Annotated in this window: 18 protein-coding genes and 1 rRNA gene; 10 read left to right on the top strand and 9 right to left on the bottom strand. The window is 70.1% G+C overall.

Annotated features, from left to right (window positions below; all coding sequences use genetic code 11):
* Window positions 1-38: 38 nt before the first annotated feature.
* Window positions 39-1253, bottom strand: a complete 1215-nt coding sequence (gene serB, locus ACWCXB_RS10060; RefSeq protein WP_450720993.1) for a phosphoserine phosphatase SerB — start codon at window positions 1251-1253, stop codon at window positions 39-41.
* A 189-nt stretch (window positions 1254-1442) separates the two neighbouring features.
* On the bottom strand, window positions 1443-3083 hold the full coding sequence (locus ACWCXB_RS10055; protein WP_450720992.1) for a streptophobe family protein: 1641 nt from the start codon (window positions 3081-3083) through the stop codon (window positions 1443-1445).
* A 233-nt stretch (window positions 3084-3316) separates the two neighbouring features.
* On the opposite strand from ACWCXB_RS10055, the gene ACWCXB_RS10050 reads away from it, so the two are divergent.
* Window positions 3317-5914 (top strand): FHA domain-containing protein, encoded by a 2598-nt coding sequence (locus ACWCXB_RS10050; RefSeq protein ID WP_450720990.1) that lies wholly within the window; start codon window positions 3317-3319, stop codon window positions 5912-5914.
* 113 nt (window positions 5915-6027) lie between these two features.
* On the opposite strand, the gene ACWCXB_RS10045 is transcribed toward ACWCXB_RS10050, so the two are convergent.
* From ACWCXB_RS10045 to ACWCXB_RS10035, 3 genes are all read right to left on the bottom strand, one after another.
* Entirely contained in the window at window positions 6028-6783 is a 756-nt protein-coding gene (locus tag ACWCXB_RS10045) for a transglycosylase SLT domain-containing protein (RefSeq protein ID WP_450720988.1), read from the bottom strand.
* 293 nt (window positions 6784-7076) lie between these two features.
* The gene (locus ACWCXB_RS10040) at window positions 7077-8141 is read right to left on the bottom strand and encodes an S-adenosylmethionine:tRNA ribosyltransferase-isomerase (RefSeq protein ID WP_450720986.1); all 1065 of its coding nucleotides are present in this window, start codon (window positions 8139-8141) and stop codon (window positions 7077-7079) included.
* Window positions 8138-8836 (bottom strand): SDR family NAD(P)-dependent oxidoreductase, encoded by a 699-nt coding sequence (locus ACWCXB_RS10035; RefSeq protein ID WP_450720984.1) that lies wholly within the window; start codon window positions 8834-8836, stop codon window positions 8138-8140. Before ACWCXB_RS10035 ends, ACWCXB_RS10040 begins: the two co-directional genes overlap by 4 nt.
* A gap of 169 nt (window positions 8837-9005) precedes the next feature.
* Between ACWCXB_RS10035 and ACWCXB_RS10030 the strand changes: the two genes are divergently transcribed.
* The 3 genes from ACWCXB_RS10030 (at window position 9006) to ACWCXB_RS10020 (ending at window position 11214) form a co-directional block, all read left to right on the top strand.
* Window positions 9006-10163, top strand: a complete 1158-nt coding sequence (locus ACWCXB_RS10030) for a GAF domain-containing sensor histidine kinase (protein WP_450720982.1) — start codon at window positions 9006-9008, stop codon at window positions 10161-10163.
* On the top strand, window positions 10156-10800 hold the full coding sequence (locus tag ACWCXB_RS10025; protein ID WP_450720980.1) for a response regulator: 645 nt from the start codon (window positions 10156-10158) through the stop codon (window positions 10798-10800). The genes ACWCXB_RS10030 and ACWCXB_RS10025 overlap by 8 nt, the downstream gene beginning before the upstream one ends.
* A gap of 171 nt (window positions 10801-10971) precedes the next feature.
* Window positions 10972-11214 (top strand): chaplin, encoded by a 243-nt coding sequence (locus ACWCXB_RS10020; protein ID WP_450720978.1) that lies wholly within the window; start codon window positions 10972-10974, stop codon window positions 11212-11214.
* A gap of 327 nt (window positions 11215-11541) precedes the next feature.
* Here ACWCXB_RS10020 and ACWCXB_RS10015 read toward each other — a convergent pair whose 3' ends face one another.
* Window positions 11542-12330, bottom strand: a complete 789-nt coding sequence (locus ACWCXB_RS10015) for a hypothetical protein (RefSeq protein ID WP_450720976.1) — start codon at window positions 12328-12330, stop codon at window positions 11542-11544.
* A gap of 143 nt (window positions 12331-12473) precedes the next feature.
* On the opposite strand from ACWCXB_RS10015, the gene ACWCXB_RS10010 reads away from it, so the two are divergent.
* The 4 genes from ACWCXB_RS10010 (at window position 12474) to ACWCXB_RS09995 (ending at window position 15767) form a co-directional block, all read left to right on the top strand.
* Window positions 12474-13265 (top strand): ABC transporter ATP-binding protein, encoded by a 792-nt coding sequence (locus ACWCXB_RS10010; RefSeq protein WP_450720974.1) that lies wholly within the window; start codon window positions 12474-12476, stop codon window positions 13263-13265.
* A 66-nt stretch (window positions 13266-13331) separates the two neighbouring features.
* A complete protein-coding gene (locus tag ACWCXB_RS10005; protein ID WP_450720972.1) occupies window positions 13332-13760 on the top strand; it encodes an NfeD family protein in 429 nt (142 codons plus the stop codon).
* Between the two features lie 117 nt (window positions 13761-13877).
* Complete coding sequence (locus ACWCXB_RS10000; protein WP_450720970.1) at window positions 13878-14873, top strand: SPFH domain-containing protein; 996 nt, start codon at window positions 13878-13880, stop codon at window positions 14871-14873.
* 117 nt (window positions 14874-14990) lie between these two features.
* Window positions 14991-15767, top strand: coding sequence for a sulfite exporter TauE/SafE family protein (locus ACWCXB_RS09995; RefSeq protein WP_450720968.1), 777 nt, complete (start codon window positions 14991-14993; stop codon window positions 15765-15767).
* A gap of 82 nt (window positions 15768-15849) precedes the next feature.
* Here ACWCXB_RS09995 and ACWCXB_RS09990 read toward each other — a convergent pair whose 3' ends face one another.
* From ACWCXB_RS09990 to ACWCXB_RS09980, 3 genes are all read right to left on the bottom strand, one after another.
* Window positions 15850-16380: an HNH endonuclease gene (locus ACWCXB_RS09990; protein WP_450720966.1), complete on the bottom strand. Its 531-nt coding sequence runs from the start codon at window positions 16378-16380 to the stop codon at window positions 15850-15852.
* Between the two features lie 173 nt (window positions 16381-16553).
* Window positions 16554-17087: a YbhB/YbcL family Raf kinase inhibitor-like protein gene (locus ACWCXB_RS09985; protein WP_450720964.1), complete on the bottom strand. Its 534-nt coding sequence runs from the start codon at window positions 17085-17087 to the stop codon at window positions 16554-16556.
* A 52-nt stretch (window positions 17088-17139) separates the two neighbouring features.
* Window positions 17140-17922 (bottom strand): sporulation protein, encoded by a 783-nt coding sequence (locus ACWCXB_RS09980; RefSeq protein ID WP_450720962.1) that lies wholly within the window; start codon window positions 17920-17922, stop codon window positions 17140-17142.
* 85 nt (window positions 17923-18007) lie between these two features.
* On the opposite strand from ACWCXB_RS09980, the gene ACWCXB_RS09975 reads away from it, so the two are divergent.
* Window positions 18008-18649 (top strand): DNA-3-methyladenine glycosylase, encoded by a 642-nt coding sequence (locus tag ACWCXB_RS09975; RefSeq protein ID WP_450720960.1) that lies wholly within the window; start codon window positions 18008-18010, stop codon window positions 18647-18649.
* 529 nt (window positions 18650-19178) lie between these two features.
* Window positions 19179-19263, top strand: a 16S ribosomal RNA gene (locus ACWCXB_RS09970); the annotation flags it as partial.

Below are 19263 nucleotides of genomic sequence, written 5' to 3'. Positions count from 1 at the left end.
CCCGCTGGTTGCCCGGGCCTGGTGGCCCGTGCCGTGGCTCAGCTTTCGTGGACGTCCGCCGCCTCGACCTCTTCACGGGTGATCCCGAGCAGGTACAGCACGGCGTCGAGGAAGGGCACGTTGACCGCCGTGTCGGCGGCCTTCCGCACCACCGGCTTGGCGTTGAAGGCGACGCCGAGTCCCGCCGCGTTGAGCATGTCCAGATCGTTGGCGCCGTCACCGATCGCGACGGTCTGGGACAGCGGTACACCCGCCTCCGTCGCGAACCGCCGCAGCAGCCGCGCCTTGCCGGCCCGGTCCACGATCTCGCCGGTGACCCGGCCGGTCAGCTTCCCGTCCACGATCTCCAGCGTGTTGGCGGAGGCGAAGTCCAGGCCGAGACGCTCCTTGAGATCATCCGTGACCTGGGTGAACCCGCCCGAGACGACACCGACTTGATAGCCGAGCCGCTTCAGCGTACGGATCAGGGTGCGGGCGCCGGGCGTGAGCCGTACCTCCGCACGCACCTTGTCCACCACCGACGCGTCAAGGCCCGCCAGCAGCGCCACGCGCGCGTGCAGCGACTGCTCGAAGTCCAGCTCGCCGCGCATCGCCGCCGCGGTCACCTCGGCGACCTGGTCCTCGCAGCCGGCGTGCGCCGCGAACAGCTCGATGACCTCGTCCTGGATCATGGTGGAGTCCACGTCCATCACCACCAGCCGCTGCGCCCTGCGGTGCAGCCCGGCCGACACGACGGCAACGTCCACCCCGATCTCCGCCGCCTCGGTGGCGAGCGCCGTGCGCAGCGGCTCGGTCTCACAGCCGGACACCGCGAACTCCACCGCGGTCACCGGGTACTTCGCCAGCCGGAAGATACGGTCGATGTTGCCGCCGGTCCCCGTGATCCGCGCCGCTATGGCCGCCGTGGACTCCGCGGTCAGCGGGTGTCCGAGCACGGTGACATGGGAACGGCCACTGCCGCGCGGGCGGTTGTCGCCCGTGCCCGAAATGATCTCGGCCTGGAGCTTCAGCGACTCGGCCCAGCCGTGCACGGTGGCCCGCAGCTCGCCCTCGCTCCCCACGGACGGCTCCGTGACGAGCGCGCACAGGGTGATGCGGCCACGCGTGACGACCTGCTCGATATCGACCACGTCGACGGAGTACGCGGCGAGGGTGTCGAAGAGCCCGGCGGTGATCCCGGGACGGTCCTTCCCGAAGATCTTGACGAGGAGGGTGGGGACGTCGGAAGTCTGTGGGGGCTGCGATGCGCTCATGGTGCCTCCACGGTATAGGGCACTCCGTGCCACGCGCCCCCCCGTCCCGCGTACCGGACACCTGGTTTGTGGGCAGTCGTTCCGCGGGGCGAGCGAAGCGAATGGGGTCACTCCCATGCCCGAAGGGCTATGGGGGAGGGTGGGCACGATCCACCCACCGACCCGCACCCGCCCGACACGACGGACGGTTCAGCGGCGCGCCCGCGGCGTCCCCGGAGGCGGTGGCTCATCAGGAGGCCTGTCCCGGGGCCCCTCCGAGCGCGGCTTCGGCGGCAGCACCGGCCCCGCCACCGTCGGCGACCCGTGCACCCCGCCCTCCGCCGGAGGCAGCCGCAGGTACGGATTCGTGTCCGCGTTCGGCGGGCGGTACGGCACCGACGGCCGGTACGGCCCCTCGGGCGGAGCCGGCACCCTCGGCCCGCCCAGCGCGAACGGCGCCGCCCGCCGCCCCGCCGCGCCCACCCCGTACGCCGACAGCGCTCCCACGGCCCCCGCCCCCGCTCCCCACGCCGCCCCCAGCACGACCGCCAGCCCGAGATGCCCGTGCAGCTCCACCCCCGCGAACGCGTCGACCCCCAGGACCGAGAGCGACGCGTCCGCCGATACATCCGTCAGCACCACCAGCACCGGCAGAGCCACCGCGGTCACCACGCCCAGCGACACCGCGCACCGCCCCGCGAACGCCGCGACCCCGACCCCCGCCCGCAGCGGCGTACGCACCCCCACCAGCACGCCGGCGCACAGCATCATCAGCGCGCACGCCACGGCCAGCAGCCACACCCGCCCGTCGAGCTCCGCCAGTCGCCCGACCGTCACCGGCTCGTCCGCAGACACCCGCAACAGTTCGTCCAGCGGGTCCGGCAGCATCTTCGCCAGCTCGCCGGTCGCCTTCCCCTGCCACGGCACGAAGAGCCCCAGGGGCACACCGAGCCAGGCACCGTTCGGCGCGCCGAGCAGCGCCGCGCCGCCGATCCTCCCGGGGTGCTCGTCGCCGATCGCCGCGTACGCCGCGGCCGCGACGCCCGCCGCCACGGCGACCAGCAGCACGGTCACCAGCGCCGAGACCGCAGGCCGTACCAGTCGGTGCACCGCCTCCCAGCCGCGCGGCAGTGGCGTACGGCGCGAGGCGAGCAGCGCGACGAGCAGCACGCCGAGCACCCAGAACAGCGCCCCCGCGAGCGAGTCGGCGGTGTCGACGGTGAATCCGACCGATGCCCGGGCGTCCACGAGATCCCCGAGCCGGTCGGGCAGCAGCCCTCCGATGTCACCGATATCGCCGATGTCGCCGATGTCACCGAGTCCCGGGATCTCGATCCCACCGCTCCCGCCGCCACCGCTCCCGCCCGGCAGCTCGTCCGGCCGCAGCGCGCCGCCGTCGAACGTGATGACGTCATGGCCCGCCCAGGCCAGCCCGCCGACCACCCCGAGGAACAACGCCACCAACACCCCGGCCCGCGCCGCCAGTTCCGTACCCGACACCCATGCGCCGGCCGCGCGCAGCGACCGCAGGAAGAAGTGGGACAGCAGCAGCGCCCCGACCAGGCCCACCCCGAGTGGCGTGAAGTCGACGGCAGTCGAGGCCTCCGCCCCCTCCAGACCGAACACGGACACATCGCCCGACGGCGTGACGGAACCGCCGACCGCGAGCACGGTCACCGCCGCGGTCATCGGCCCCAGCGAGCCGCTCGCATCGACGCCCAGCAGATGCAGTCCGAGCGCCGCCGTACCCGCCATCCCGGCCATCGCCCAGCTCACCGCGGCGATCGACGCGAACACCACATCGCCCCATGGCACCGTGCGTTCCAGGCCCCTGCTGTCGCTCGCCGCCATCAGGACCCCCCGATCCGTACGGACTTGTGCCCTTGGTGCCTGATCCGTGCGCACTCATGGGTGCTTACCACTCTCCGGGCGCGTTTCTCCGCCGTCAACGGCACGTCCGTGCAAGCCTGAACGCCGCCTTCAGGAGGGCCGACTTTCGGTTACGGGGCCGGGCCTGAAATAGTTCCTCACGATGTTCACCATCCCTAGACTCCCAGCGACGGGGGTAACTCGGGGGACAACTAGTGGGGCATGGAGTGCCTGAACTCGTACTGGAATTGAACGGAAGGACCTGGACCCTCGATCCGTCCAGGTCGTACACCCTCGGACGCGATCCGCAGGGGGACCTGGTGATCGACGACGCCAGGGTCTCGTGGCGGCACGCCACGATCAGCTGGGGCGGCCGGAGTTGGGTCATCGAGGACCACGGCAGCACCAACGGCACCTATGTGCAGGGCCAGCGGATCCATCAGCTGGAGATCGGCCCCGGCTCCGCGGTGCACCTCGGCAACGCCACCGACGGCCCGCGGCTGAATCTCTCCGGTGCCGCTGCCGGTGCCGGTGCCGGTGCCGGTGCCGCTGCCGGCGCGTACAGCGCCCAGGGAGCCGCCCCGCAGAAGGCGCAGGATGCCGCCGGCGCGCAGGCCCCGGCCCAGCAGCCGCAGCAGTGGCAGCAGCAGGCCCCGCAGGGCCACGGCCAGGGCCAGGCGCAGCCGCAGGTTCCGCAGCAGGGCTGGCAGCAGCCCCCGGCCGCGCACATCCCGCAGCAGCACTCCCCGGGGCAGCACTCCCCGGTCCAGGGTGGTGCCGCGGGGGCCCCGCCGGTCTACGGCGACCGCAGCCCGACCACCTTCCACCAGTTCTCCCTCGGCCGCGTCATGCGCATCGGTCGTGCGCTCGAGAACGAGCTCGTGGTCTCCGACCTGCAGGTCTCCCGCCACCACGCCGAGTTCCACGCGACTCCCGACGGCCGTTTCGAGATCCGCGACCTCGGTTCCCACAACGGCACGTACGTCAACGGTCAGCCGATCACCAAGGGCGGCACGGCCCTCCTCGGCCCCAACGACATCGTCGGCGTCGGTCACTCGACCTTCCGTATCGTCGGCGGACAGCTCGAGGAGTTCGTCGACACCGGTGAGGTCTCCTTCTCCGCCCGCCACCTCACGGTGACGGTCGACGGCGGCAAGCAGATCCTCAAGGACGTCTCCTTCGGCGTCCCGGAGAAGTCGCTGATCGGCGTGATCGGGCCGTCCGGATCCGGGAAGTCGACGCTCCTCAAGGCGCTCACCGGCTACCGGCCCGCCGACCAGGGCGACGTCCTCTACGACAACCGCAGCCTCTACAAGCAGTTCGCCGAGCTGCGCCAGCGCATCGGTCTGGTCCCGCAGGACGACATCCTGCACAAGGAGCTGACCGTCCAGAAGGCGCTCAGGTATGCGGCGAAGCTCCGCTTCCCCGGCGACACCGCACCGGCCGAGCGCGAGGCCCGTATCGACGAGGTGCTGCGCGAGCTCAAGCTCGACATCCACAAGGAGAAGAAGGTCACCTCCCTCTCCGGTGGCCAGCGCAAGCGCGTCTCCGTCGCCCTGGAGCTGCTGACCAAGCCGTCGCTGATCTTCCTCGACGAGCCGACCTCCGGCCTCGACCCGGGCATGGACCGCGATGTCATGCAGCTGCTGCGCGGCCTCGCCGACGACGGCCGTACGGTCCTCGTCGTCACCCACTCCGTCGCCGAGCTGGGGCTCTGCGACAAGCTGCTGGTCATGGCCCCCGGCGGCTCGGTGGCCTACTTCGGCCCGCCGGAGGAGGCGCTCAACTTCTTCGGCTACGAAACCTGGGCCGATGTCTTCTCCGCCTTCGAGAACTACCGCGACTACGACTGGGCGGGCCGTTGGAAGGGCTCGCAGCACTACCAGATGTACGCCGCGGACATCGACGCCGTCGCCGCCCAGCCGGTGCAGATGCCGCCGCAGGCGATGGCCAAGCCGCCGAAGCCGCAGGGCTGGGGTTCCCAGCTGTGGACGCTGATACGCCGTTACGCCTCGGTCATCGCGTCCGACAAGGGCTTCATGGGTCTGATGGTCATCCTGCCCGCCGTTCTCGGCGTGGTCAGCGTGGTCATTCCCGCAGACTTCGGCCTCGCCCCGCCGACTCCGCCGTCACGCTTCAACGGCGACGCCGGCACGATCATGCTGATTCTCGCGGTCGGCATGTGCTTCTCGGGGGCCGCAAACTCCGTACGAGAACTGATCAAGGAACGAGTCATCTACGAACGCGAGCGGGCCACCGGCCTGTCCCGCTCGGCGTATCTGATGTCCAAGGTGATCGTCCTCGGCCTGATCACGGCCCTCCAGGGCGTCATCATCTGCGCCATCGGCTTCGCCACCCGTGAGCTGCCCGAAGAGGGCCTGATCATGCCGCCGGCCGTCGAGCTCTGCGTCACGATCATCGCGCTGGGCTTCACGTCGATGATGTTCGGGCTCGTCATCTCCTCGCTGGTCAAGACCGCCGAGAAGACCATGCCGCTGCTCGTCATGTTCGCGATCGTCCAGGTCGTCTTCACCGGCATCCTCTTCCAGGTGTACGGATCGCCCGGCCTGGAGCAGTTCGCCTGGCTGATGCCGTCGCGCTGGGCCATCGCCGGCGCCGGCGCGACCCTCGACCTCGCGCACCTGATGCCGCCGTGGGACCCGAAGAACCCCGACGACCTCGACCCGCTGTGGGAGCACACGGCCGGCCAGTGGGGCGTCAACATCACGATCCTGCTGCTCATCGGCATCGCCTGTGGTGTCGCGGTGGCGCGTCTGCTGCGCCGCCACGAGCCCGAGGTCATGCGCAAGTAGCCGCACCCGCGGTCGTACGACGCCGAAGGGCGGCACCCCGTGCGGGGTGCCGCCCTTCGGCATGTGCGTCCAGCGGCGGTACGTACGGCCGTACGGCGCCGGTACAGCGTCCGTCAGTAGGCGCTGTTGACGTTGTCCATGGAGCCGTAGCGGTCGGCCGCGTAGTTGCAGGCGGCGACGATGTTGGCGACCGGGTCGTACTGGTCCCAGGAGGTGCCGGGGATGTGGTAGGCGTCGAAGGTCGGCTTGATGACCTGCAGCAGGCCCTTCGACGGGACGCCGTTGATGGCGTTGATGTCCCAGTTGTTGATCGCACGCGGGTTACCGGAGGACTCACGCATGATGTTGCGGTGGATGCCCTCGTAGGTGCCCGGGATGTTGTGCTTCTTCATGATGTCCATCGCCTCGCGGATCCAGCCGTCCAGGTTGTTCGCGTAGACGGGCTTACGGGCGGCGGCGCGGCTGGCGGCGGCCTTCACCTCGGCGCGCTGCTTCGCGGCGGCCTCGGCCTTGGCCTTGGCGGCAGCGGCGGCCTTGGCCTTGGCGGCGGCCTGGGCCTGGGCCTGGGCCTCGGCCTTGGCCTTCAGCGCGGCGGCGGCGTCGGCCTTGACCTTGGCCTCCTGGGCCTTGGCGTCGAGGAAGGCGGACTGGTTCGCGATGCTCGCCTGAAGGGCGGCGGCCTTCGCCGTGTCGACGCTGGAGGACCAGGCGACATTCGCCGATGACACGGCCTGCGTCTCGGTCTCCGCGACCGCATTGCCCGGGACGAGGGAGAACGCGAGGGCGGAGGCGCCAACGGCGGCCACACCGGCAATCGTGAACTTGTGAGTCTTGGACAGACGGGAACCGGGGGTGCGGGACGCGAACATGCGAGACGTACCTCTTCGAATAGCGGGGCGTCGCTACAGCCGGGTGGCTCAGCGCCTTCTCGGCGGCGACGGACGCAATTCTTAGCGGCAGCAAAATCCTGTGGCAAAGGTGTGACGTACTACCCGAAATAGTGGATCAGGGGCTTCCCGGGATGCCCGGAAAATGCCCCTGTCGCCCGCTCACGTGGTGCTTATGTGTCCTATTTGGTTCCACTAGGTCCGTTCGTAAGTGATGTGCGCCCTATGCGCGGGCTCACATCGGGCACGTCACGACTTCACCGGGCGTTGATTCCTCATTGCAAAGCGTGAGGGGTGTCAGACGGAAGGATGAGGTGGACGTCCCCGAACTCGTGCCAGAGGTAGAGACGGCGTAGCGCCTCGGCATAACTGCCTGCCAGAGCCTCGCGTCCGGAGATCGCCTCCAGCATCAGCAGATGCGAGGCCTCCGGTTCATGCAGCCCGGTCAGCAGGCCGTCCACCGCCCGCACCCCGCGTCCGGGCGTGACGACGAGATCGGTCCAGCCGGAGGCCGCCTGCACGACCCCGTCGGGGCCGGCGGCCGACTCCAGCGCCCGTACCGCCGTCGTCCCGACCGCGATGATCCTCCCGCCGCCCGCCCGGGCGGCGTTCACCAGCCACGCCGTGGTCGCGGGCACCACGAAGCGCTCCGGGTACGGCGGCTCGTGCGCCTCCGCCGACGCCACCCCCGTGTGCAGCGTGACCGGGGCGAACTGCACCCCCCGGCGCACCAGCTCCGCCACCAGCCGCTCGGTGAAGGGACGGGCGGCACTCGGCATCTCGGCCGAACCGGCCCCGTCCGCAGCGGGCACCGCGAACACCGTCCGGTACGCGGACAGCGGCTGGTCCCGCTCGGTGTAGCGGTAGCGGATGGGCCTGCCGTACCTCTTCATCAGTGCCGGTATGTCGACCGACGCCCTGGCCCACCACAGCCGGTCCGCGCCGGGCACCAGCGGCTCCTCCGGTACGAGCAGCCCGCCGCCCGGCAGCCGGATCTGCGCCCCCGCCGGGCCACCCGCCCTCGGCAGCGTGCTCCCCGCCCCGTCCGGCGAGCGCAGCTCCACCGCCCAGCGGCCGTCGTCCCCTCGCGTGGAGAAGTGGACGACCAGCCGTTCCGCGCCCAGCCGTCCGTTCACGGCGGCGGCCAGCGTCGCCGACGTGTTCACCACCAGCACGTCACCGGCCCGCAGCAACCCCGGCAGCTCCCGGAACGTGTGGTGCGACACCTCCGTCCCGCGCGACACCATGAGCCGTACGTCGTCCCGCCCGCACCCGCGCTGCTCCGCCGGCACCCGCGCCGACAGCTCATCCGGCACCCGCAGCGCCTCCAGCACCCTCATCGCGCCCCCAGCAGCGAAGGAGCCGCATACCGCCCACTGGCAGGCCGCTCGTCGAGGAGCCGCAGGAACCCGGGTACGACCGTCTCGGGCGCGGGCCGCCCGCTGTCGTCGTCGACCGGCACGGCCGCCGCGTACAGATCGGTGCGCATGTCGCCCGGGTCCACCGCCCACACCCGCAGCGCGGGCTCCTCGACCGCGAGGACCGCGGCGAGCTGGTCGAGCGCGGCCTTCGACGCCCCGTACCCGCCCCAGGTCTCGTACGCCTCGGCCGCCGCGTCCGAACTGAGCGCGATCACCGCCGGAGCCCCGCTCGCCCGGAGCAGTGGCAGAGCCTCCTGCACGAGCCCCAACGCGGCCACCACATTCACCTCCAGCGCCGCCCGGAACCCGTCCAGCGGCTGCGCGTCGAGCCGCACCAGAGGCGCTGCGCCCAGCACGCTCGCATTGCTCACCAGCAGATCGAGCCCGCCGAGCCGCCTGGCCTCGGCGACCAGCTCCGCGCGGTGCCCGGCGTCCGTGACATCCCCGGGCACCGCCACCACCCGCGTCCCGAACCGCTTCAGCTCGCCCGCGGTCTCCTCCAGTACGGTCGCCGTCCGCGCGTCCAGCACCAGATCCCAGCCCCGCTCCGCGAGCGCCGCACCCAGCGCACGCCCGAGCCCTTTCGACGCCCCCGTGATGATCGCGACAGGCATGTCATCCATCCCCTCTGTATCGGTGCCCCCAGAGTGGATCCCGGCCCCGGCCGGCCGCGTCGTCCCCGGGCCCGTACCGGCCAGGGCACTTCGACCTAGGCCCCAGGTCCTGATCAGCCGCCGTCCACAGCCCGATACGCACGGTCACACCCGCCGGTACGGTGATCCCATGAGCCACCGACCGAGCTCCGGCCTCGCCGCCGTGAGCACCGCTCTCCTCGCGATGAGCAGGCATCTCGAGGTGCGCGACGTCCTCAAGACGATCGTCGCCTCGGCCCGCGAGCTGCTCGACGCCGAGTACGCGGCACTGGGCGTGCCCGACGACCACGGAGGCTTCGCCCAGTTCGTCGTCGACGGCGTCAGCGACGAGCAGTGGCGGGCGATCGGCCCGCTCCCGCGCCAGCACGGCATCCTGGCCGCGATGCTCAGGGACGCCAAGCCCGAGCGGCTCGCCGACGTGCGCAAGGACCCCCGCTTCGAGGGATGGCCCTCCGCCCACCCCGACATGTCCGACTTCCTGGGCCTGCCCATCAAGGACGGCGACGAGACGATCGGCGCGCTGTTCCTCGCCAACAAGCGGTGCCCCAGGCCCCCCTCTTCCCGCGGAGACAGCTGCGGCTTCACCGAGGACGACGAGGAGCTCCTGTCGATCCTCGCCCAGCACGCCGCGATCGCCCTCACCAACGCCCGGCTGTACGAGCGCAGCCGCGAGCTCACCATCGCCGAGGAGCGCTCGCGCCTCGCCCACGAGCTCCACGACGCCGTCAGCCAGAAGCTCTTCTCGCTCCGGCTGACCGCGCAGGCCGCAGCCAGGCTCGTGGACCGCGACCCCGTCCGCGCCAAGGGCGAGCTGCAGCAGGTCGCCGCCCTCGCCGCCGAGGCCGCCGACGAGCTGCGGGCAGCGGTGGTCGAGCTGCGCCCCGCGGCCCTCGACGAGGACGGCCTGGTCAACACGCTTCGTACGCAGATACAGGTCCTCGACCGCGCCCACACCGCCCGGGTCACCTTCGACAGCTGCGGGGTCCGGGCACTGCCCGCCGCCCAGGAGGAGGCCCTCCTGCGGGTCGCCCAGGAGGCCCTGCACAATGCCCTGCGCCACTCGGGCGCGGAGCTCGTCGCGGTCAGCCTGGCCCGCAGGGGCCAGGGCGCGGTCCTCAGCATCACGGACGACGGCAAGGGCTTCGAGCCCCGCTCGGTCCGCAGGGCGGGCCGTCACCTCGGTCTCGTCTCCATGCGCGACCGGGCGAGCGGTGTCGGCGGCACACTCACGGTGGAATCGGCGCCCGGCAAGGGCACCACGATCGAGATGGAGGTGCCCGGTGGGTGACAAGGCGATCCGGGTGCTGCTGGTGGACGACCATCAGGTCGTCCGCCGCGGCCTGCGTACGTTCCTCGAGGTACAGGACGACATAGAGGTCGTGGGGGAGGCCGGGGACGGCGACGAGGGCGTCGCGCGCGCCGAGGAGCTGAAGCCCGACGTCGTCCTCATGGACGTGAAGATGCCCGGCACCGACGGCATCGAGGCCCTGCGTAAACTCCGCGCGCTCGCCAACCCGGCGAAGGTGCTGGTGGTCACGAGCTTCACCGAGCAGCGCACCGTGGTCCCCGCCCTGCGCGCCGGCGCGTCCGGTTACGTGTACAAGGACGTGGACCCGGATGCGCTGGCCGGCGCGATCCGCTCCGTGCACGCGGGCCATGTGCTGCTCCAGCCCGAGGTCGCGGGAGCGCTGCTCGCCCAGGACGATCCGAACACCGGGCAGGGGAGGGGGACCTCACTCACCGAGCGGGAGCGCGAGGTGCTCGGCCTGATCGCCGACGGCCGGTCCAACCGCGAGATCGCGCGCGCCCTGGTTCTCTCCGAGAAGACGGTGAAGACGCATGTGTCGAACATTCTGATGAAGCTGGATCTGGCGGACCGCACCCAAGCCGCGCTGTGGGCCGTGCGCCATGGGCTCACCCGCTGATCGGATCGTTTCAGCAGGTCAACGGGGCAGCCATGCGGACCGTCGCCTTCCGGTGTGAGATTCATACCGTCGGGTGTATGTCGCCCACATGGCGTATCCCGGGCGGCGCGCCGGCGTTCTTCATGGCGTGCTGCGGCGACCCCGCCGCGGCGATGACCAGGAGGATCTGAAGTGAAGAACCTGAAGAAGGCCGTTGCCGTCACCATGGTCGCCGGTGGCCTCATCGCCGCCGGTGCCGGTGTTGCGTCCGCCACCTCCGCGCACGCCGACGGTCAGGCGACCCACTCCCCGGGCGTCGGCTCCGGCAACCTGGTCCAGGTCCCGGTCCACGTCCCGGTCAACGCCGTGGGCAACACCGTCAACGTCATCGGCGCGCTCAACCCCGCGTTCGGCAACGAGGGCATCAACTTCTGAGCCGGCCGCCGGCGGTCCCCGCCGCATCGCAGTGACCACCGGACCCCGGGCATCGCCCGGGGTCCGGTCGCGGTCCCGCTCTCGACGCGCCCGGCGTACGGGCCGGCGGGTCCGGTTACGGCCGTCGGCGTTCCAGCTCTTCCATGTACGCGTTGTACGCCGCGACCTGGGCCCGCCGGGCCACCCGTTCCACCGGCCGCAGTGCAGCCCCCCGCGCCGCCAGCCCTTTTCTCGACGCGCCCCTCGCACCGTTCGGCGCCGGGGGCGCCTCGCGGGCTTCGGGGCGCTGTGCCGGACTCCGTCCGGCGTACGGGCCGGCGGGTCCGGTTACGGCCGTCGGCGTTCCAGCTCTTCCACATACGCGTTGTACGCCGCGACCTGGGCCCGCCGGGCCACCCGCTCCACCGGCCGCAGTGCAGCCCCCCGCGCCGCCATCTCCGATGCGCTCACCGCACCGCCGTGCCCGTGGTCGTACGCCAGCGAGATCAGCAGTCCGATCCGCTGCGCCAGCTCCAGCACCCGCACCGCACGCGGCGGATACCCGGGCGCCAGCACCTCGCGGCCCGCATGAGCGCGCGCACGGTACGCGTCCAGCGCGGCCTCCGCCACCGGACCCGACGCCGCCACATCGAGCCGCGACAGCACCACCGTCGCCTCCCGCAGCGCCTCCGCGAGCTCCCGCTCCGCCTCCCCGAGCGACGGCACATCGGCGGGCGGCGCCTCCCGCACCGGCAGACAGTGCCAGACGACCTCCACATGCACATCGCCGGCCGGTCCTGCCTCGTACACCTCCGGCACCAGCCCGTACGCCGCCCCGTGGCCGACGACCGCCTCCTCTGCGTCCAGCGCCCGCGCATTGAAGTCGGGCGGCCCGCTGAGACCCAGCGGATGCCCCGGCGCGGGCAGTGCGACGCGGAAGCCGTTCATGCCGAGCCCGCGCAGCCGCCCCAGCGCCAGCGTGAGCCCGACCGGGCCCGCCTCGCCCGGCAGCCCCTCCACACGGTGCACCGCGTCGTCCCCGACAATCGCGAGCACCGCGTCATCCGGTGATACAAATCCGGCCAATAGGGCATTTCCCCATGCGGCCAGTCGTCCTGAGCGTGGTTCCGAGAGCATGGACCCAGCCTAGGTACCGGACCAGGCCGTCGGCCCACCCGGCAGGTGGCGTAGGTTTTCCCTGGGAGCCACGCCCACAGGCGCACCGGACTCCCGGGACTTCTCGAGACCTCTCGACGATTGCATGGGGAGACAACGCGCTCATGAGCGATGTACTGGAGCTGGTGGACGTATCCGTGGTCCGCGACGGACGCGCTCTGGTGGACGACGTCTCCTGGTCGGTCAAGGAAGGCGAGCGCTGGGTGATCCTCGGCCCCAACGGCGCCGGCAAGACCACCCTCCTCAACATCGCCTCCAGCTATCTCTTCCCCACCACCGGCGCCGCCACCGTCCTCGGCGACCGGCTCGGCAAGGTCGACGTCTTCGAGCTCCGCCCCCGCATCGGCATGGCCGGCATCGCCATGGCCGAGAAGCTGCCCAAGCGCCAGACCGTCCTGCAGACCGTCCTCACCGCCGCGTACGGCATGACCGCCACCTGGCACGAGGACTACGACGCCGTCGACGAGGAGCGCGCCCGCGCCTTCCTCGACCGGCTCGGCATGTCGGAATACCTGGACCGCAAGTTCGGCACCCTCTCCGAGGGCGAGCGCAAGCGCACCCTCATCGCCCGCGCGATGATGACCGACCCCGAACTGCTCCTCCTCGACGAGCCTGCCGCCGGGCTGGACCTCGGCGGCCGCGAGGACCTGGTGCGCCGCCTCGGCCGCCTCGCCCGCGACCCGTACGCGCCCTCCATGATCATGGTCACCCACCATGTCGAGGAGATCGCCCCGGGCTTCACCCATGTCCTCATGATCCGCCAGGGCAAGGTGCTCGCCGCCGGCCCCATGGAGACCGAGCTGACCTCCCGGAACCTCTCCCTCTGCTTCGGCCTGCCGCTCGTCGTCGAGCGCAACGGCGAGCGCTGGACGGCCCAGGGGCTCCCGCTCTCCTGACCGTGCTGCCTGCGCTCTCCTGATCGCGCCCTGTCGGGGCGGCATTCGCGCCCCTACCATGCCCATGTGGACATCGACGCATGGGTGTGGTGGCTCATCGCAGCGGTGGGACTCGGCATCCCGCTCGTACTCACCGCCATGCCCGAATTCGGCATGCTCTCCGTCGGAGCTGTGGCCGGGGCCGTCACTGCGGGCCTCGGCTTCGGCGTGGTGGCGCAAGTGGTGGTCTTCGCCGTGGTGTCGGTCGCGCTCATCGCGGTCGTACGACCCATCGCCGCACGCCACAGCTCCCAGCGCCCCCAACTGGCCACGGGTGTCGACGCGCTGAGAGGCCGTCAGGCCGTCGTCCTGGAACGGGTCGACGGCAACGGCGGCCGCATCAAACTCGCCGGCGAGGTCTGGTCGGCGCGTTCCCTCGACACGGAGCGGGCCTTCGAACCCGGCGAGCAGGTCGACGTCGTGGAGATCGACGGGGCGACCGCCGTGGTCATGTGACCACTCCTCAGGTGACCTCTCGTCATGATCATGTGACCGAACCGCCCCCACGACCGCCCGCGGTCTGGGAAACTCGATCATCAGATTCATCCGGCAGCGAAGGGCACGGGTAGCACGATGCCATCGATCATCATCGTCCTGGTCATTCTGGTGATCCTGGTGTTCATCGCCCTGATCAAGACGATCCAGGTCATCCCTCAGGCCAGTGCCGCCATCGTCGAACGCTTCGGCCGCTACACCCGGACGCTCAACGCGGGCCTGAACATCGTGGTCCCGTTCATCGACTCGATCCGCAACCGGATCGACCTCCGGGAACAGGTCGTCCCGTTCCCGCCCCAGCCGGTGATCACCCAGGACAACCTCGTCGTCAACATCGACACCGTCATCTACTACCAGGTGACCGATGCCCGGGCCGCGACGTACGAAGTGGCCAGCTACATCCAGGCGATCGAGCAGCTCACCGTCACCACCCTGCGCAACATCATCGGTGGCATGGACCTGGAGCGGACGCTCACCTCCCGCGAGGAGATCAACGCGGCCCTGCGCGGCGTCCTCGACGAGGCCACCGGCAAGTGGGGCATCCGCGTCAACCGCGTCGAGCTCAAGGCCATCGAGCCCCCGACCTCCATCCAGGACTCGATGGAGAAGCAGATGCGCGCCGACCGTGACAAGCGCGCCGCGATCCTCACCGCGGAAGGTATCCGCCAGTCGCAGATCCTCACCGCCGAGGGTGAGAAGCAGTCCGCGATCCTGCGCGCCGAAGGTGAGGCCAAGGCCGCCGCCCTACGCGCCGAGGGCGAGGCCCAGGCGATCCGTACGGTCTTCGAGTCCATCCACGCCGGAGACCCCGACCAGAAGCTGCTCTCGTACCAGTACCTCCAGATGCTCCCGAAGATCGCCGAGGGAGACGCCAACAAGCTCTGGATCGTGCCCAGCGAGATCGGCGACGCGCTCAAGGGCCTCTCCGGCGCCCTCGGCAACTTCGGCGGCGGCCCGCTCGGCGGCAACATCGGCGGCAACAAGGGCGGCAACGGGGGCAACGGGAGCGGGGGCCACACCATCCCGCAGCAGGGCAGCGGCACCGAACGACGCGAGCAGCCCCCCATCGACTGACACCACCCCTCCCCACCGACGCACCCCCCTCGACCGGCGGATACGTGCGGTCGTGCATGATCGGTGGAGCCCCTCGACCTTCACGGCGGGGAGGCGACACCCTGATCATGTGAGGAGATGGCTTTGTCCATCTGGGAAGTGCTCGCGGTCTTCGCCGCCGGTACAGCAGCGGGCACGATCAACAGCATCGTCGGCTCGGGAACCCTCATCACCTTTCCCGTCCTGCTGGCCACCGGCCTGCCCCCGGTCACCGCGACCGTCTCGAACGCCCTGGGCCTGATACCGGGATCGATCAGCGGAGCCATCGGCTACCGCGAGGAGCTCACCGGCCAGCGCCGCCGCATCCTCCGCCTCGGCACCGCCGCCCTCATCGGCGGCCTCGGCGGCGCGATGCTGCTGCTCCTGCTGCCCTCGACGGCCTTCGAGACCGTCGTCCCCGTCCTGGTCGCGCTCGCCCTCGTACTCGTGGTCCTGCAACCCCGCATCACCCGGGCCGTCCAGCGCCGACGTGAGCGCAACGGCTCCGAAGACCCCCACCCCGACGGCGGACCGCTCCTCTTCGCCGCCATCATGCTCGCCAGCGTCTACGGCGGATACTTCACCGCCGCTCAGGGGATCATCTACCTCTCCCTCATGGGCATGCTGCTCCACGACACCCTGCATCGCCTCAACGCCGCCAAGAACGTCCTCGCAGCGATCGTCAACGGCATCGCCGCGCTCTTCTTCCTCTTCGTCGCAGACTTCGACTGGAACGCGGTCCTGCTGATTGCTGTCGGCTCCGCCATCGGCGGCCAGATCGGCGCCAAGATCGGCCGCAGGCTTCCGCCCACGGTGCTGCGGACCGTGATCGTCATCGTGGGCACGGCCGCCATCGTCCAGCTGGCGCTGCGCTGACAACACCACCCGCCGCGGGCACACGGAAGCCCGCCTCCCGAAGGAGGCGGGCTTCCGTCTTCCGTACGACCGCGCGGTCGGGCTACGCCGCGGACTGCGCGACCGACGACGAGCTGTGCTGTGCCAGCCACTCCGGCAGCGCCGACCGCTCACCCGCCCGCAGTGCCAGCAGCATCGCGTCCGCCGGGGTCGGCACGAACGGCTCGTGCAGCAGCGGCATCCCCGCCTGCTCCGGCGTACGGTCCGCCTTGCGGTGATTGTCCTCGGCACAGGACGCGACCGTGTTCAGCCAGCTGTCCGCACCACCCTGCGACCGCGGCACCACGTGGTCCACAGTCGTCGCGCGCCTCCCGCAGTACGCGCACCGGTGCTGGTCCCGTACCAGGACCCCCCGCCTCGACCACGGCGCCTGTCTTCGGAACGGCACCCGTACGTATCTGCAGAGCCTGATCACCCGGGGCACCGGAAGATCCACCGCGGCACCGCGCACACGCAGCTCGGGGTGGGACTGCTCGACGACGGCCTTGTCCTGCAACACAAGCACCACCGCACGGTTGAGCGTCACCGTCGACAGCGGCTCGAAGCTCGCGTTGAGTACCAGCGTGTCCCGCATTGTGCCCCACCTCCCGTGTGCCGGCCCGGCCCTTGTGGCGGGCTCTGGGCTTGGATCAACTCTGGCCGGGCACGCCGCGATGGACAACGCAATATCCGCGCACAACGAAAGATGCCCGCTCCTGATCTCTCCAAGACCAGGAGCGGGCAAACAACAAGCGAACCCTCGGAAAGCTACCCGCGGTTCTCGTACTCCCCGATGAGCTGGGCCCGCGCGAGCGCATGGAACCGCAGATTGAAGCCCACGACCGCAGGCGACACATCGTCACCGGGCCCCAGCTTCTCGTGGTCCACCGCGTACACGGTGAAGACGTAGCGGTGCGGCCCGTCGCCCTTCGGCGGCGCAGCACCGCCGAAGTCCTTCGACCCGTAGTCGTTACGGACATGCACCGCGCCCTTGGGCAGCCCCTCGAACTTCCCGCTGCCCGCGCCCGCCGGAAGCTCCGTCACCGACGCCGGAATGTCGAACAGCACCCAGTGCCAGAACCCGCTCCCTGTCGGCGCGTCCGGGTCGAAGCACGTCACCGCGAAGCTCTTCGTCTCCGTCGGGAAGCCCTCCCAGCTCAGCTGCGGCGACGTGTTGCCGGCCGAGTAGACCTGGGCGTCCTTCAGGACACCGCCGGGCTCGATGTCGGCGCTCGCCACCGTGAACGACGGCACCGGCGGATGGAAGTCATGAGGCAGCGGAGCCCTCTTCGCCTCGGTCACGTCTGAACCTCCGAATCGGCGTTCCTGCGCTTACGCGCTTGCGGCACCGAGCCTAGAGCCAGTTACGACGGCCGCCGACATCCGCGAGCCACTGGTTGAGGTAGGCGGCGTAATCCGTCGCCTGGAAGTTGTGCAGGTCCACCTGGAACGAGCGGTACGAGTCGCTGCCCTCGCTGAACAGCCCGGGCTTCTTGTCCATCTCCAGTACGACGTCCATCTCCCGGCTGTCGGCGACGAACGTGAGCTCGACCTGGTTCAGCCCCCGGTACTGCGCCGGCGGCAGGAACTCGATCTCCTGGTAGAAGGGCAGCCGCTGCCGCGTCCCGCGAATGTGCCCGCGCTCCATGTCGGCGCTCTTGAAACGGAAGCCCAGCTGGATGAACGCGTCGAGAATCGCCTGCTGAGCGGGCAGCGGGTGCACATTGATCGGGTCAAGGTCACCCGAGTCCACGGCACGCGCGATCTCCAGCTCGGTCGTCACACCGATGTTCATCCCGTGAAGCTGCTGGCCCGCGATGCTGGTGATCGGCGTCTCCCAGGGGATCTCCAGACCGAACGGCACCACATGCACAGCGCCGGCCTTCACCTCGAAGGCGCCGCCGAGACGCTGCTTGGTGAACTCGATGTCCTGCTTGACCTCCTGGTCACCACCCTCGACCTCGACGCGTGCCTGCAGACCGACCGACAGCCCCTCGATCTGCTGATCGACCGAACCGCCCTGGATCCGCACCTCGCCCTGCACGACGCCGCCCGGAACGACGTTCGCCTCGGTCAGCTCCGTCTCGACGGACGCACCGCCGGCACCCAAGCTCGCGAGCAGCCTCTTGAAGCCCATGTTCAATCCCTCCTGTGTCCTGACCCCTACATACGCGCGACGACGGTAGCCGGTTCCCCCGAGGGGGCGAGTACCCTCGTACGCCATGATCGAGAGCCCCGACCGTACGCCGCTGCCCCGGGACTTCTTCGACCGGCCCGTCCTCGAGGTCGCCCCGGACCTCCTCGGCCGCACGCTGGTGCGCCAGAACGACGACGGCCTCGTCGAACTCCGGCTCACCGAGGTGGAGGCATACGCGGGCGAAGCCGACCCGGGCTCCCACGCCTACCGCGGCCGCACCGCCCGCAACGGAGTGATGTTCGGCCCGCCCGGACACGCCTACGTCTACTTCACCTACGGCATGTGGCACTGCCTGAATCTCGTGTGCGGCCCCGAGGGCACGGCCAGCGGGGTCCTGCTGCGCGCGGGCGAGATCCGAGTGGGCACCGAGCTCGCCCGCAAACGTCGAATCTCAGCCCGAAATGACAAGGAACTGGCCAAAGGCCCGGCCCGCCTGGCCACGGCCCTCGACATCGACCGCACTCTCGACGGCACCGACGTCTGCGCAGGCCCCGGCGCCCCTCTGCGCATCCTCGCCGGCGCGCCTGTCACCTCTGACCAGGTTCGCAACGGCCCGCGCACGGGAGTGGCCGGCGAGGGAGCCGGCCACCCCTGGCGCTACTGGATCACCGACGACCCCACCGTGAGCCCCTATCGGCCTCACGTGCCACGCCGCAGGTCAACTTGACTCGGGGTATCGAGACGCCTAACGTAGCCCGAGCCGCTTGTACAGGGACTGCTGTTCTACAGCCCCCGAAGTGGCCATCCACTACCTACGACCAACCCAAACCGGGTGGGATTTCGGCATGCCGAAATTCAACCTGATCGGCTCGATTATGAGTCACCGGGAGAATCGGCTAACGTAGTGAACACGCCGAAAGGCAAAAGGCCCTCCAACGGCCACCGGAATCAGAATCCGAACCGGGAACGGAACGGAAAATGAATCTGGTAAGGTTGGAAACACCGAAGGGAAGCGCCCGGAGGAAAGCCCGAGAGGGTGAGTACGAAGGAAGCGTCCGTTCCTTGAGAACTCAACAGCGTGCCAAAAATCAACGCCAGATTAGTTGATACCCCGTCTCCATCATGGAGATGAGGTTCCTTTGAAAGTCCATCCCGCTTGCGGGGTGGCAATACACAGCGAGGACGCTGTGTGCGACCGGGATTATTCCTCCTGGTCGCACCGCTCTCGTGGTGTCTCTCCCGATTACGGGAAAACATTCACGGAGAGTTTGATCCTGGCTCAGGACGAACGCTGGCGGCGTGCTTAACACATGCAAGTCGAACGATGAAGCCCTTCGGGGT

Source organism: Streptomyces sp. NPDC001514, assembly GCF_053597075.1.
This window is presented reverse-complemented; position numbering and strand designations above follow the sequence as displayed.